At 58.5% G+C, this 12,949-nt stretch carries 15 protein-coding genes; 8 read left to right on the top strand and 7 right to left on the bottom strand.

Translation table 11 applies throughout. The annotated features are described in order from the left end of the window. Window positions 1-27 precede the first annotated feature (27 nt). Window positions 28-675 carry a peptide-methionine (S)-S-oxide reductase MsrA gene (gene msrA, locus JJB09_RS24610; RefSeq protein WP_201663750.1) on the top strand — a complete coding sequence of 216 codons (648 nt, stop codon included), beginning with the start codon at window positions 28-30 and terminating at the stop codon, window positions 673-675. A gap of 232 nt (window positions 676-907) precedes the next feature. Further along, window positions 908-1,903: a BMP family lipoprotein gene (locus JJB09_RS24605; RefSeq protein ID WP_201663749.1), complete on the top strand. Its 996-nt coding sequence runs from the start codon at window positions 908-910 to the stop codon at window positions 1,901-1,903. 81 nt (window positions 1,904-1,984) lie between these two features. Here JJB09_RS24605 and JJB09_RS24600 read toward each other — a convergent pair whose 3' ends face one another. After that, window positions 1,985-2,170, bottom strand: coding sequence for a SlyX family protein (locus JJB09_RS24600; protein ID WP_201663806.1), 186 nt, complete (start codon window positions 2,168-2,170; stop codon window positions 1,985-1,987). 149 nt (window positions 2,171-2,319) lie between these two features. Between JJB09_RS24600 and JJB09_RS24595 the strand changes: the two genes are divergently transcribed. The 5 genes from JJB09_RS24595 to deoA are packed head-to-tail and all read left to right on the top strand — an operon-like array spanning window position 2,320 to window position 7,682. Beyond that, on the top strand, window positions 2,320-3,855 hold the full coding sequence (locus JJB09_RS24595; protein WP_201663748.1) for an ABC transporter ATP-binding protein: 1,536 nt from the start codon (window positions 2,320-2,322) through the stop codon (window positions 3,853-3,855). Further along, window positions 3,852-4,985, top strand: coding sequence for an ABC transporter permease (locus JJB09_RS24590; protein ID WP_201663747.1), 1,134 nt, complete (start codon window positions 3,852-3,854; stop codon window positions 4,983-4,985). Before JJB09_RS24595 ends, JJB09_RS24590 begins: the two co-directional genes overlap by 4 nt. A gap of 3 nt (window positions 4,986-4,988) precedes the next feature. Continuing rightward, window positions 4,989-5,960, top strand: coding sequence for an ABC transporter permease (locus tag JJB09_RS24585; RefSeq protein WP_201663746.1), 972 nt, complete (start codon window positions 4,989-4,991; stop codon window positions 5,958-5,960). A 1-nt stretch (window position 5,961) separates the two neighbouring features. Further along, window positions 5,962-6,375 carry a cytidine deaminase gene (locus JJB09_RS24580; RefSeq protein WP_201663745.1) on the top strand — a complete coding sequence of 138 codons (414 nt, stop codon included), beginning with the start codon at window positions 5,962-5,964 and terminating at the stop codon, window positions 6,373-6,375. After that, entirely contained in the window at window positions 6,372-7,682 is a 1,311-nt protein-coding gene (gene deoA / locus JJB09_RS24575; protein ID WP_201663744.1) for a thymidine phosphorylase, read from the top strand. Before JJB09_RS24580 ends, deoA begins: the two co-directional genes overlap by 4 nt. On the opposite strand, the gene JJB09_RS24570 is transcribed toward deoA, so the two are convergent. The 6 genes from JJB09_RS24570 to JJB09_RS24545 form a co-directional block, all read right to left on the bottom strand. Then, the gene (locus JJB09_RS24570) at window positions 7,675-8,187 is read right to left on the bottom strand and encodes a retropepsin-like aspartic protease family protein (protein WP_201663743.1); all 513 of its coding nucleotides are present in this window, start codon (window positions 8,185-8,187) and stop codon (window positions 7,675-7,677) included. The two genes, deoA and JJB09_RS24570, sit on opposite strands and share 8 nt — an antisense overlap. Before the next feature lie 126 nt (window positions 8,188-8,313). Continuing rightward, window positions 8,314-8,943, bottom strand: a complete 630-nt coding sequence (gene upp, locus JJB09_RS24565; RefSeq protein WP_201663742.1) for a uracil phosphoribosyltransferase — start codon at window positions 8,941-8,943, stop codon at window positions 8,314-8,316. Between the two features lie 123 nt (window positions 8,944-9,066). Then, on the bottom strand, window positions 9,067-10,287 hold the full coding sequence (locus JJB09_RS24560) for a phosphopentomutase (protein WP_201663741.1): 1,221 nt from the start codon (window positions 10,285-10,287) through the stop codon (window positions 9,067-9,069). Between the two features lie 109 nt (window positions 10,288-10,396). Then, entirely contained in the window at window positions 10,397-10,999 is a 603-nt protein-coding gene (locus tag JJB09_RS24555; protein WP_246748960.1) for a TadE/TadG family type IV pilus assembly protein, read from the bottom strand. A 15-nt stretch (window positions 11,000-11,014) separates the two neighbouring features. Continuing rightward, on the bottom strand, window positions 11,015-11,629 hold the full coding sequence (locus JJB09_RS24550; protein WP_201663740.1) for a TadE/TadG family type IV pilus assembly protein: 615 nt from the start codon (window positions 11,627-11,629) through the stop codon (window positions 11,015-11,017). Window positions 11,630-11,746: 117 nt separating this feature from the next. Beyond that, window positions 11,747-12,124 carry a pilus assembly protein N-terminal domain-containing protein gene (locus JJB09_RS24545; RefSeq protein ID WP_201663739.1) on the bottom strand — a complete coding sequence of 126 codons (378 nt, stop codon included), beginning with the start codon at window positions 12,122-12,124 and terminating at the stop codon, window positions 11,747-11,749. A 471-nt stretch (window positions 12,125-12,595) separates the two neighbouring features. On the opposite strand from JJB09_RS24545, the gene JJB09_RS24540 reads away from it, so the two are divergent. Beyond that, window positions 12,596-12,772 (top strand): Flp family type IVb pilin, encoded by a 177-nt coding sequence (locus JJB09_RS24540; RefSeq protein WP_201663738.1) that lies wholly within the window; start codon window positions 12,596-12,598, stop codon window positions 12,770-12,772. Window positions 12,773-12,949: the final 177 nt, after the last annotated feature.

The raw sequence follows: 12,949 nt of genomic DNA, 5'->3' as shown, positions 1-12,949 counted from the left end.
CAGGATCGCTTGTGAAAGGACGAAGAGATGTTTGTGATCGATATGTTCAACAAGAAGACGGCGATGCCGGATCCGGCGCATGCGCTGCCGGGCAGGGGGGCCGAAATTCCGACCGCCAGCCATCATTTCGTCAATGGCCGGGCGCTCAAGGCTCCGTTTCCGGTAGGCCTTGAAATGGCGCTGTTCGGCATGGGGTGCTTCTGGGGAGCCGAACGATTGTTCTGGAAGGTGCCCGGCGTCTGGGTCACTGCCGTAGGCTATTCCGGCGGCTTCACCAAGAACCCGACCTATCAGGAGACCACGACGGGCCTTACCGGCCATGCCGAGGTCGTTCTCGTCGTCTGGGATCCGCAGGTTGTCAGCTTCGAGGCACTGCTGAAGACATTCTTCGAGGAGCATGATCCAACCCAGGGAATGCGGCAGGGCAACGATATCGGCACCACCTATCGCTCGGCGATCTACACCTTCGACGAGGATCAACAGAGGCGCGCAGTAGCCGCGCGCGACGCTTACCAAGCCGAGCTGAAGAAAGCCGGGCGCAATGCTGCGGTCACCACCGAAATCGGCATTGCCGGGCCGTTCTACTATGCGGATGAACCGCACCAGCAGTATCTTGCCAAGAACCCGGGTGGCTATTGCGGCCTCAAGGGGACCGGCGTGGCCTGCGTCATCTGACGGTCTCGATCGTTTTCTTCATGGCCGTTAGCTGTTGATAACAAACAGCTAATTGGCCGAAATTTGCTTTTTTTACCATCTGAAAAATTTTTGGTGAATTTTTTCCGAAGCCATGCAAGGATGCATGCCGTCCCGCCTCAGGAGGAATGAGGCCGGTGCTTGGTTGCGAGCCGAAATCGAGGGCTTCCGGCTAACCCGCAAAACTGTGTGTGCAAAAACAGGGCTATAAAAAATGAAAAAAATTCTTCTGACACTCATGGCGACCGCGTCGATGAGCGCTTCTGCATGGGCTGCCGATATCAAGCCGGCGATCATCTATGACCTGGGCGGCAAATTTGACAAATCATTCAATGAAGCCGCTTTTAATGGTGCGGAGAAATTCAAGGCCGACACCGGAATTGCATACCGTGAATTTGAAATCGCCAACGACGCACAGCGCGAACAGGCGCTGCGCAAATTCGCCGGCGACGGCAACAACCCGATCGTGGTTGCCGGCTTCTCCTGGGCTGCTGCCCTCGAAAAGGTCGCGCCGGAATATCCCGACGTCAAGTTTGCGATCATCGACATGGTCGTGGCCGGCCAGCCGAACGTCAAGTCGATCGTCTTCAAGGAGCAGGAGGGTTCCTACCTTGCCGGCGTGATGGCTGCGCTTTCGGCCAAGTCCAACAAGGTCGGTTTCGTCGGCGGCATGGACATTCCGCTGATCCACAAGTTCGCTTGCGGCTATATCGGCGGCGTCAAGTCTGTGAAGAAGGACGCCGAAGTGTTCGAAGCCTATACGGGCTCGGATCCGTCCGCTTGGAACGACCCGGTGAAGGGTGGCGAAATCGCCAAATCGCAGATCGCCCAGGGCGCTGACGTGGTCTATCACGCCGCTGGCGGTACCGGTGTGGGCGTTCTGCAGGCTGCGGCTGAAGCCGGCAAGCTCGGCATCGGCGTCGACTCCAACCAGAACATGCTGCAGCCGGGCAAAGTGCTGACCTCGATGCTGAAGCGCGTCGACGTGGCCGTCTACAACGCCTTCAGTGACGTCAAGTCCGACAAGTTCGTGGCCGACATCCAGAATCTCGGCCTGAAGGAAGATGGCGTCGGCGTTGCCATGGACGACAACAACAAGCCGCTCGTGACCCCGGAAATGACTGCGGCCGTCGACAAGGCCAGGGCTGATATCGTCGGCGGGACCGTCGAAGTCCACGACTACATGTCGGACGAAAAGTGCCCCTATTGAAATAGGTGATGAAGGCCCGCTCCTTTGATCAAAGGGGCGGGTTTTTTATGGGTCGGGGAACGAAAAGAGAGCAGCGAAAGATCAGTAGTGCGGCGGCTTGGTATTTGCAGGCGCCTCGAGCGTGGCATCTTCCAGTGCCTGAAACTGATCGGACAATCGCGTAAGCTTCAATTGCAAGTGATCGATGATCTTCCATTGCTCCGCAAGCTGGGACGACAGTTCGTCGATCGTCCGGGCCTGATGGGCGGCGCTTTCTTCGAGCTGCATGACGCGCGCTCGGAGTCGATCGTCATCAGTGTCCACTTTTCCACCTCGCTTCCCGAATTGAAAAAGGCGCTGGACAACAAGTCCGGAACCTTCGCATTATTTTACCCGGATCCGCGCCATGAAGGCCGGACGGTTACGATTGGGTTGTCATGAGCGAACTCGCTATCGAACTCAAGGGCATCGACAAAAGTTTCGGCCCTGTTCACGCCAACAAGAACATTGACCTCAAGGTTCGCAAGGGCACCATTCACGGCATTATCGGCGAAAATGGCGCTGGAAAATCGACGTTGATGTCGATCCTCTATGGCTTCTACCAGGCCGACAAGGGTGAGATCGAGATCGGTGGCAGCAAAGTTGCAATCCATGATCCAAGTGCCGCGATCGCCGCCGGCATCGGCATGGTTCACCAGCACTTCATGCTGGTCGAAAATTTCACCGTGCTTGAGAATGTCATGCTCGGCGCGGAAGACAGCGCGGTGCTCAACAAGGGTATTGCCAAGGCGCGCAAGGAACTCAAGCGGCTTGAAGTCGAATACGAGATGGAGGTCGATCCCGATGCGATCATCGAGGAACTGCCAGTCGGCATCCAGCAGCGCGTCGAAATCCTCAAGGCGCTGTTTCGCGGCGCCGAAATCCTGATCCTCGACGAACCCACCGGCGTTCTTACGCCGGCCGAGGCCGATCACCTGTTCCGGATTCTCGGCCAGCTCAAGGATCAGGGCAAGACGGTCATTTTCATCACGCACAAGCTCCGCGAGATCATGGCGATAACCGATGAGGTGTCGGTCATGCGGCGCGGCGAGATCGTGGCGACCCGCGAAACCGCGAAAACCTCTGTGGAAGAACTGGCCGAGCTGATGGTTGGCCGCCGCGTCCTGCTGCAGGTCGACAAGGGCGAGGCAAAGCCTGCGGGTGTCAAGCTTTCGGTGCGCAACCTGACGGTCAAGGACACGCGCGGGGTGACGATGGTCGACAACGTTTCCTTTGACGTGCGCGCCGGCGAGATCGTCGGCATTGCGGGCGTTGCCGGCAATGGGCAATCGGAGTTGCTCGAGGCGATTTCCGGTATGCGTCGAGCCGTCAGCGGCACTGTCGAGCTCAACAGTCAGGACACCGACGTCACCGGGCGGCGCGATCCGGCGGGCTTGCGCAAGCGCGGGCTGGCGCATGTGCCCGAGGACCGTCATCATGTCGGGCTGGTCCTGAAATTCGACGAGGCGGAGAATTCGGTCCTCGGCTATCACGACGATCCGAAATACGGTTCGGGCTGGCTGCTGAACGTCGATGCGATCCGCGCCGATGCACAGCAGAAGATCGAGCAATACGACATCAGGCCACCCAATCCGCGGCTCAAGACCGCCAATTTTTCCGGCGGCAACCAGCAGAAAATCGTTCTGGCGCGCGAAATGGAGCGCAATCCGGATGTGTTGATCATCGGCCAGCCGACGCGCGGCGTCGATGTCGGTGCGATCGAATTCATCCATCGGCGGATCATCGAGATGCGCGATGCCGGCAAGGCGATCCTTCTCGTCTCCGTCGAACTGGACGAGATCCGCTCGCTGGCCGACCGGGTGCTGGTGATGTTTGCCGGGCGGATCGTCGGTGAGCGTACCCCTGAAACGCCGGAAGGCGAAATTGGCCTGCTGATGGCCGGTGTAGAAGAAGAACTGGAGGCAGCGGAATGAGCGCGCCCTTTGCGAAATTGCCGAACTGGGCGGAATATGGCCTCATCCCGTTGGTCAATCTGGTCATTGCCTTCCTCGTTGCGGGGCTGGTGGTGATCTTTGCGGGTGAAAACCCGCTGAAGGCCGCCTATCTTATGGTCTCGGGTGCATTCGGCTCGGGCGAGGGCATTGGCTACACGCTGTTTTACGCCACGAACTTCATCTTCGCCGGCCTTGCGGTGGCGGTCGCCTTCCATGCGGGGCTGTTCAATATCGGCGTCGAGGGGCAGGCCTATATCGGAGGCATCGGCGTTGCCGCCGCCTGCCTTCTCTTCGACAATTCGCTGCCCTGGTACGTGATCTTCCCGTTGGCAATCGCCGGTAGTGCGCTGATGGGCGCGTTGTGGGCATTGGTACCGGCCTGGCTGCAGGCCTATCGCGGTAGCCACATCGTCATCACCACGATCATGTTCAACTACATCGCCAATTCACTGATGCTGTGGATGCTGAACAACGTGTTCAAGCCGCTGGGGCAGATGGCGCCGCAGTCGCGCACGTTCGGTGAGGGCGGGCATTTGCCCAAGCTCGACTGGCTGCTGGCGATCTTCGGGCTCGACAACCGCAACTCGCCGTTCAACCTGTCCTTCCTGCTGGCGCTTGTCGCAGCCTATCTGGTCTGGCTGCTGATCTGGCGAACCAGGCTGGGCTATGAGATGCGCACACTCGGTCATTCCGCCGGAGCGGCGCGCTATGCCGGCATTTCCGAGAAACGCATCATCGTGGTGACGATGATGATTTCCGGGGCGCTTGCGGGTCTGCTGGCGATCAACTCGATCATGGGCGACCAGCATCGCATCCAGCAGGAATTCGTCGCCGGTGCCGGGTTCGTCGGGATCGCCGTGGCATTGATGGGTCGCTCGCATCCCATCGGTATCATCCTCGCTTCCATTCTGTTCGGCGTGCTTTACCAGGGCGGGGCTGAAATCGCGTTCGACATGCCCAACATCTCGCGTGACATGATCGTAATCATCCAGGGTCTGGTGATCCTGTTTGCCGGGGCGCTCGAGCATATGTTCCGGCCGGCGATCGTCGCGGCTTTTGCAAGAATGCGACAAAGCGGCTCGGCCGCCACCGAAGCCGTGGGAGGTTGAACGATGGACAATATCGACTGGATCGTCTCGATCTTCCAATCCACCATCCGCATGTCGGTGCCGCTGATCCTGACCGCGCTCGCCGGCCTCTATGCCGAGCGCTCGGGCGTCGTCGACATCGGGCTGGAAGGAAAGTTGCTGGCCGGCGCGTTTGCGGGGGCTTCGGCCGCCGCGGTGACGGGCTCGGCATTTCTGGGCATTCTCGCCGCCATCGGCTGCGCCGTGATGTTTTCAGCAGTGCATGGCTATGCGTCGATTTCCCAACGCGGCAACCAGATCGTCTCGGGCGTGGCGATCAACTTTATCGCCATGGGGGCGACCGTCATCATCGGTCAGGCATGGTTCAGCATGGCGGGACGCACACCGTCGCTCGGGGCCGGCGCAAAGCTGGAAACGATCACGCTGCCGTTTGCCGACGCCATGCTGTCGGTGCCGTTCATCGGCGTCATCTACGCGAAGATTCTGTCAGGGCATTTCCTGCTGACCTACTTCGCCTATGCGATGATTCCGGTAACCTGGTGGATCCTGTATCGCACCCGCTTCGGTCTTCGCCTCCGCGCGGTGGGCGAGAATCCCGGCGCGGTCGATACCGCCGGAATCTCGGTCGTGCGGCTACGCTACATGGCGGTGCTTCTGGGCGGCGTGTTCGTTGGTCTCGCTGGCGCCTTCCTGTCGATGGCTGTGAGCGCCGGCTTTACCAAGGGCATGTCGGCCGGTAAGGGCTTCATCGCGCTTGCCGCGCTGGTCTTCGCCAACTGGAAGCCAAAAAACATCCTGCTGACCTGCCTGTTGTTCGGCTTCTTGGATTCGCTGTCGATCGCCTTTCAGGGCAAGACGATCCCGTTGATCGGAGCGGTTCCCGTGCAACTCTGGACCGCATTGCCCTATATCCTCACGGTCATCCTGCTTGCCGGCTTTATCGGCAAGGCCATTCCGCCCAAGGCATCGGGCAACCCGTATGTGAAGGAACGCTGAGATGGCGCCGACCGACCAACTGTTCGAAGCTGCGCGCGAGGCGATGGCGCTCTGCTATGCACCCTATTCGAAATTCCCCGTCGGCGCGGCGATCCGCGCCGAAGACGGCAAGATCTACAAGGGCGCCAATATCGAGAACATTGCCTTTCCGCAGGGCTGGTGTGCCGAATGCACCGCCATCGGTGCGATGGTCATGGGTGGACAGAAGAAAATCGTCGAGATTGCGGTCATCGCCGAAAAAGTGGCGCTTTGCCCGCCCTGTGGCGGCTGCCGGCAGAAGATCGCCGAGTTCGCCGACCGCGAAACACGCATTTATCTCTGCGACGAGACCGGCATCAAGAAGACCATGACAATGGACGAATTGCTGCCCTTCAGTTTTGAGACCGATACGATCGACGGAGCCGGCCAAAAATGATCCCGCAGGAAGTCATCCGGATGAAGCGGAATGGCGAAAGCCTTCCGCCCGCAGAGATCTATGCCTTCATCAAGGCACTCGCAGAGAACCGCATTTCGGAAGGGCAGGTCGCGGCGTTTGCGATGGCGGTGTGGTTCAACGGCATGAGCGCCGAGGAGACCGTGGCACTGACACTGGCAATGAGGGATTCCGGCGATGTCATGCGGTGGGATGGACTCGGCAAGCCGGTGGGGGACAAGCATTCGACCGGTGGCATAGGCGACAACGTTTCCCTTATGCTGGCCCCGATCGTCGCCGCTTGCGGCGTGGCGGTGCCGATGATTTCCGGGCGCGGCCTGGGTCACACTGGCGGCACGCTCGACAAGCTCGAATCCATTCCGGGTTACGATATATTCCCCACCGCGAAGCGATTTCGCGCCATCGTCGAACAGGTGGGATATGCCATCGTCGGCCAGACCGGCGAGATCGCACCGGCTGACAAGCGGCTCTATGCGATCCGTGACGTGACCGCGACGGTGGATTCCGTGCCTCTGATTACCGGTTCGATCTTGTCGAAGAAGCTGGCGGCCGGATTGCAATCGCTGACCATGGACGTGAAGACCGGCAATGGTGCTTTCATGGAGAGCCTGCAGGACGCGGAAATCCTGGCGCGGTCGATTGTCGATGTCGCCAATGGCGCTGGCGTGAAAACCTCGGCGTTGATCACCGACATGAACCAGCCGCTTGCAGATTGTGCCGGCAACGCGGTGGAAGTCGCCCATGCGATGCAGTTCCTGTCGGGCAACAAGGGAGGCACCCGCATCCACGAGATCGTCATAGCGTTCGCCAGCCATATGCTGGTCAATGCCGGTGTGGAGGGTAGCCTGGAAGCAGCAGATGCAGCGGCCGAACGGGCGCTTGGTTCAGGCCGCGCGCTGGAATTGTTCGGCCAGATGGTGGCTGCCATGGGCGGACCGAAGGATTTTGTCGAGAACTGGAAGCGTCATCTGCCGGTAGCCCCGGTCATTGCGCCGATCGCAGCAACGGCGCCAGGCTACGTCTCGGCCTACAAAACCCGCAATGTCGGGCTTGCCGTGATCGGTCTGGGGGGAGGGCGTCTGAAGCCCGATGACGCTATTGACCACAGAACCGGTTTCACCGAGATCCTGCCGATCGGTCAGCGTGTGGAAAAGGGCCAGCCGCTGGCTTTCGTGCATGCCGCAAACGAAGCGGATGCAGCCAGGGCGACGGGCGCTTTTCTGGATTGCGTGACGATTTCGGAAATGCCGGTTGAGCCGGCGCCGGTAATTCTGAAGCTTATCAGTTGATGAGCGTCATCTGGTCGTTGTCGGCCGAGTAGGAACCAAGCTTCTTCATGAAGCTCATACCGACAAGCGGGAACTTGAGCGTCTTTCCGCGCAGCACCAGCGCATCGACGTTGCGAACTTGTACGGTGCCGATTTCCACGGACTTCAGTTGAACCCGAGCAGCTTTCACCTTGCCGCCCGCGGTCATCACTTCATAGCGGAAACGAAGCTCATTGCCGCCGAAACCCAGGCTGCGTGCGTCGGATTCACTGATCGTGACGAACGTGGCGCCCGTATCCACCATCGCGGAGAGCGACTTGCCGTTAAACCGGAATTTGCCTTCGAAATGCCCGCCGTCGTTCGATTTCAGCACATAGCTGCGCCCATTCGACGCCGAGGCGTTGAGCACGGATGCATCTTCAGTGGTTATCGCTTCGACTTTACTGGAAACGACGCCGACCATGCTCGGAACATTGATTGCGACGACAATCGCCGACGACCAAATGAGAATTGCGCGTCCGATCATGAAATATTGCCCCGGTTCTTAACAATTTCAGAACAGTAGGCGGAAACTCTGATCGAAGGGTAAATTTGGGAACGAGACGCCCGGTCCGTCCCCGGGCGTCTCGTCTTGCAGTTAACAGAGTGTAAATTACTTCGTGCCGTACATCCGGTCGCCGGCATCGCCGAGGCCGGGAACGATATAACCGTTCTCGTCCAGGTGGCTGTCGATGGACGCGGTGAAGATCGGCACATCGGGATGGAACTCATGGAAATTCCGGATCCCTTCCGGAGCAGCCAGCAGGCAGAGGAAGCGGATGTTCTTGGCGCCGCGTTCCTTGAGCTTGTCGATGGCCGCAATCGAGGAATTGCCGGTCGCCAGCATCGGGTCGACCACGATGACCAGGCGCTCGTCGATGTCCTCGGGGGCCTTGAAGTAATATTCCACCGGCTTCAGGGTCTCATGGTCGCGATAGACGCCGATGTGGGACACGCGCGCGGAAGGCACGAGATCGAGCATGCCTTCGAGAAGGCCGTTGCCGGCCCGAAGGATCGAGGCGAAGACCAGCTTCTTTCCCTCGAGGATCGGCGACTGCATGGTGGTGATCGGCGTTTCGATTTCTTCATAGGTGATTTCGAGATCGCGCGTCACCTCGTAGCAGAGCAGCGTGGAAATTTCCCTGAGCAGCCGCCGGAAACCTGCCGTAGACGTTTCCTTCTTGCGCATGATCGTCAGCTTGTGTTGCACCAGCGGGTGATTGATGACCGTAACGCCGTCCATCGGGAAGCCCTCATATTTTCTTGACTTGAACAAGGCCAAGTCTTTTCACGCCCGGCCGCGCGCTGCAAGTACCCAGTTCGGATTCACGTCATCATCCCCATTTTAGGCGGCTGGACGTGTCCCTCAGAGAAAGCTGCGGCCGTGTTTGCCACGGCCTATCGTCAAGTGCGCGGCAACAGTTTCGCCGATATCGGCAAAAGTTTTCAGCACTCCGGCCGGGCCGGTTGGAATGGCCGGTCCGAAGGCGAGCACCGGGACGGTTTCGCGGGTGTGGTCCGTGCCGCGCCAGGTGGGGTCGCAGCCATGATCGGCGGTGAGAATGACCAGGTCGTCGGGGCGCATCCGTCGCGCGATTTCGGGCAGGCGCCGATCGAAAGCTTCAAGTGCGGCGGCGTAGCCCGGCACGTCGCGCCGGTGACCGTAAAGCATGTCGAAATCGACGAAATTGGTGAAAACGAGATCGCCTTCGTCAGCTTTGTCCATTGTCTCTAGCGTGGCATCGAACAGCGCCATGTTGCCGTTCGCCTTGGTCAAGGTGCTAATCCCCTGATGGGCGAAGATGTCGGCGATCTTGCCGACGGCATGGACACTCCCGCCTGCATCGACCAGGCGGTCGAGCAATGTCGGCTCTGGCGGTGGAATGGAAAAATCCCGTCGGTTGCCGGTGCGTTCGAAATTCTCCCGGCTTGTGCCGACGAACGGCCGGGCGATCACGCGGCCGATGTTGAGGGAGTCGAGGATCGTTCGCACCTTCTCGCACACGGCAATCAGGCGATCGAGACCGAAGCTCTTTTCATGCGCAGCGATCTGGAACACCGAATCCGAGGACGTATAGCAGATCGGCTTGCCCGTCCACACATGCTCTTCGCCAAAGCGGGCGATAACCTCGGTCCCGGATGCATGGCAATTGCCGAGAATACCCGGCAGTTCGCAGGCAGCGCAGATTTCGGCGACGAGTTCCGGCGAAAAGGCTTCTTCTCCCTGTGGGAAATATCCCCAGTCGAACATCACAGGAGTGCCGGCGATTTCCCAATGACCGGACGGTGTGTCCTTGCCGCGCGACATCTCGCGCGCAACCGCATAGGAGCCAATTATCTTCTTTGGAAGTTGCATGCCTGCGGCAACAATGCCCGCGGACATCTGGTGGGCGTGAAGCAGACCGAGGCTGCCGAGGTTAGGCAAGTTCAAGGAACCCTCGCGCAGGTCCTGCCGATCGCCGAGACCTGCAGCGCAGAACTCGGCGATGTGCCCCAATGTGTCGGCACCCATGTCACCATAGCTGTCAGCATCGGGCGCACCTCCGATGCCGAAGGAATCCAGCACGAAAAGAAATGCACGCGCCATGATACGCCTCTCCCACGCGACGGGTCGAATGCGCCCGGGCGTTCAATGAATGCTGACTATTTGACTAATGAGAGGCGAGGCGAATTGCAATCGCGCTGAAAGGCGATTTTCAGGAGCAATCTGTACACGCGATCTCCTCGCTGAGCCGCTGCCGGAAGAAGAACTCCCGCGTGATGGTCACTGTCCGGGCAGAGGAGGCGAAATCGGTTCCAGATCCGAGGAACAACAGCATCTCATGCGGCAACGAGATCTCGGTATGAACGAGGAAGGACGACGGCGTTTTCATGTCGGAGGGAATGTCGACGGTCGAACCCTTGACGTAGGGTGCGCTGTTGCTCTGATCCCACGACCACAACACTTTGGCATTTCCGGCGCTGTCGATGGTGATGCCGCTGATTTTCATGGTCATGGTGTCGGTCGCATGTGGGGCGACCGTTGCCTCCGCGGCGTCGATCATCCCATTGAGGAAAGCTTTGTCGACGCTCGACTGGCGCGTGACGATGTCGGCGACCGTGCCGGATGCCTTCAACACCTTCTTGGCAACCGTATAGCCGTTGGTGACTTCGAACGAGCTGAGGTAGATGCAAAGCAGAATAGGGACGAGAAATGCAAATTCGACCGCGCTCGCACCCGAGCGGTCGACGAGTACGTGTCGCAGCCGCGAGAGCGCTTTCTGCACTCCTATCCTGGACAGTCCATCAAAGCGACGCATGGTTGGCTCTCGGGTTCAGTTGTATTTTTCGTTCTGGAAGGCGGCTGTCGAGACGATGAGAAAATCGGTCGGAATCAACTTCCCGGGTGGTCGTATGTTGGTGATGTAGGGCCTGACGAGATCGGTCATGATTTGCCAGCGGTAATAGGCGCGCACCATGTTGTTGGAGTCGGCGCCGCCGGGAGAGAATGCAAATTCCGATGTGTCCAGATCGGAATATTCCTCGCTCGATATTTTGGGAATGTCCCTCGGCATATCGGCAAAGCTGGCAAACTGCCGAACGTCTACATAAAGCTTTTCCGGCGTGTTTGCCTCCGTCGATGAGCACATGTTCAGCACAGCGATTTCGTCGCAGAACATTGCCCGAAACTCGGCCTCGGTCTTGTCGGTCGATTTGCCCTGCGCAAAGGTGATCTCGCCGGTGCGGATCTTGCGCGCCATTGTTTCGACCGCATTGGACATCAACTGCTCGCCGGCAAAGGCTATGAATGTCTCGAATGTTGCAAAGACTAGCATTAGGAAGGGGATCGAAAGCAGTGCGAACTCGATCGCTGCCGCGCCGTCGCGATCCTTGCGGAACTGCACCAATAGGCGCCATCCGCGCTTTCTGTCGCTAATTTGTCTGGTCATCAAGCGTCCTTGCGCTGGAATTTTCCAGAATCTAGCAGCAAGGGTTTAAATCGTGGTTTTGCAGGAGTCTAAAAGTTTAGCCATCCAATAAACGCAAAGGTAACGGCTGGTGGCCGTCTATTTTTCTTCCGTGTCGAGGGCCTGATGCACTTCGCAAGACGGGGTGCAAGAAAGCACTGTCCGGTCTGTCTGCCGGAACATACGTACCGTATTGCCTTCATCGATTGAAACAAGGATGCGCTCGTCGAGCAGCGCATTGCCATCGGCATCAAGCAGCACGAGGTTGGTGGTTCCGAATGCCTTGCCTGTCAGCACGATCGTCTGCGCATCTGCGACTGTCGCGTCGGCGACCTTGGCATTGCCGACGATCACCTTCGAGACTGGGCGATCGAGTTTCAGCACCTTGGCGTGGTTGAGGAACACACGCATCATGCCTTCTTCGGCGAGCGAGGCCGTTCCCACAGCAATTGCGGTGACACCTCCGAGGAGCGCCATGCCTATCTTGCTGGATGTACGTCTGAAAGCGGCCGATATGCGCATAGACCTGTTTTCCGAAACCGGGTTGATGAATCAACAATGGACAAGATTGATGAATGAAGCCTTAAGATGGGCGCGCCATGGCGTGTAAATCGTCCATTCTGATACGCATACGAGCCTTTGTCTCTCCGTCGTGTGATCAGATGTCCCGTTTTGGCGCTGCCCTTTACGCCTGCCCGCTGTCGTTTCTTTCCATTGAAGAGTTTCTCCGAGCGCTGCAAAGCAACGCACGGCATGTCGTCAGGGGATATACGTCAAAAGCGGTTGGTTTGCTTATAAGAAAATTCACCATTGCAGAACTTCCGGAGCTTATACGAAATCTTAACCGTAAATATTAAGTGGGTTGAAACGACCAACATGTAGGTTGCAGCTATCCGATCAACGGAACAGTTGGCGGAAGTGCTGATTACCCTTACCAGGAGAAACCGAATGTCCGCGATTTTCGCACGTTTCATGAAAGATGAGTCCGGCGCTACCGCCATCGAGTACGGCCTCATTGCTGCTCTCATCTCTGTCGCCCTGATCACCGGTGCTACAGCGCTTGGCACTAAACTGAACGCCCAGTTTAATGCCCTGTCGACCAAGCTGAACTACACCGGCAGCTGATTTAGCCGCATGCGTTCCGAGCGATAGACCAAATGGCCCGCCAATAGCGGGCCATTTTTCGTTATGAAGTAAGTAAACCTCCACCTACGGTGGAGGACTGGACGTGTTCTACATCGTAGTTGAGAGACCTCCGTGCTTGGACCGCTATTTTATGCGCGACACAGAACGGAGGTTCTA

The sequence above is a fragment of the Phytoamicus setariae genome (assembly GCF_016722925.1).
GTDB classification, from domain to species: domain Bacteria; phylum Pseudomonadota; class Alphaproteobacteria; order Rhizobiales; family Rhizobiaceae; genus Rhizobium_E; species Rhizobium_E setariae.
The sequence above is the reverse complement of the archived record's forward strand: the minus strand, read 5'-3'. Positions and strand labels throughout refer to the sequence as shown.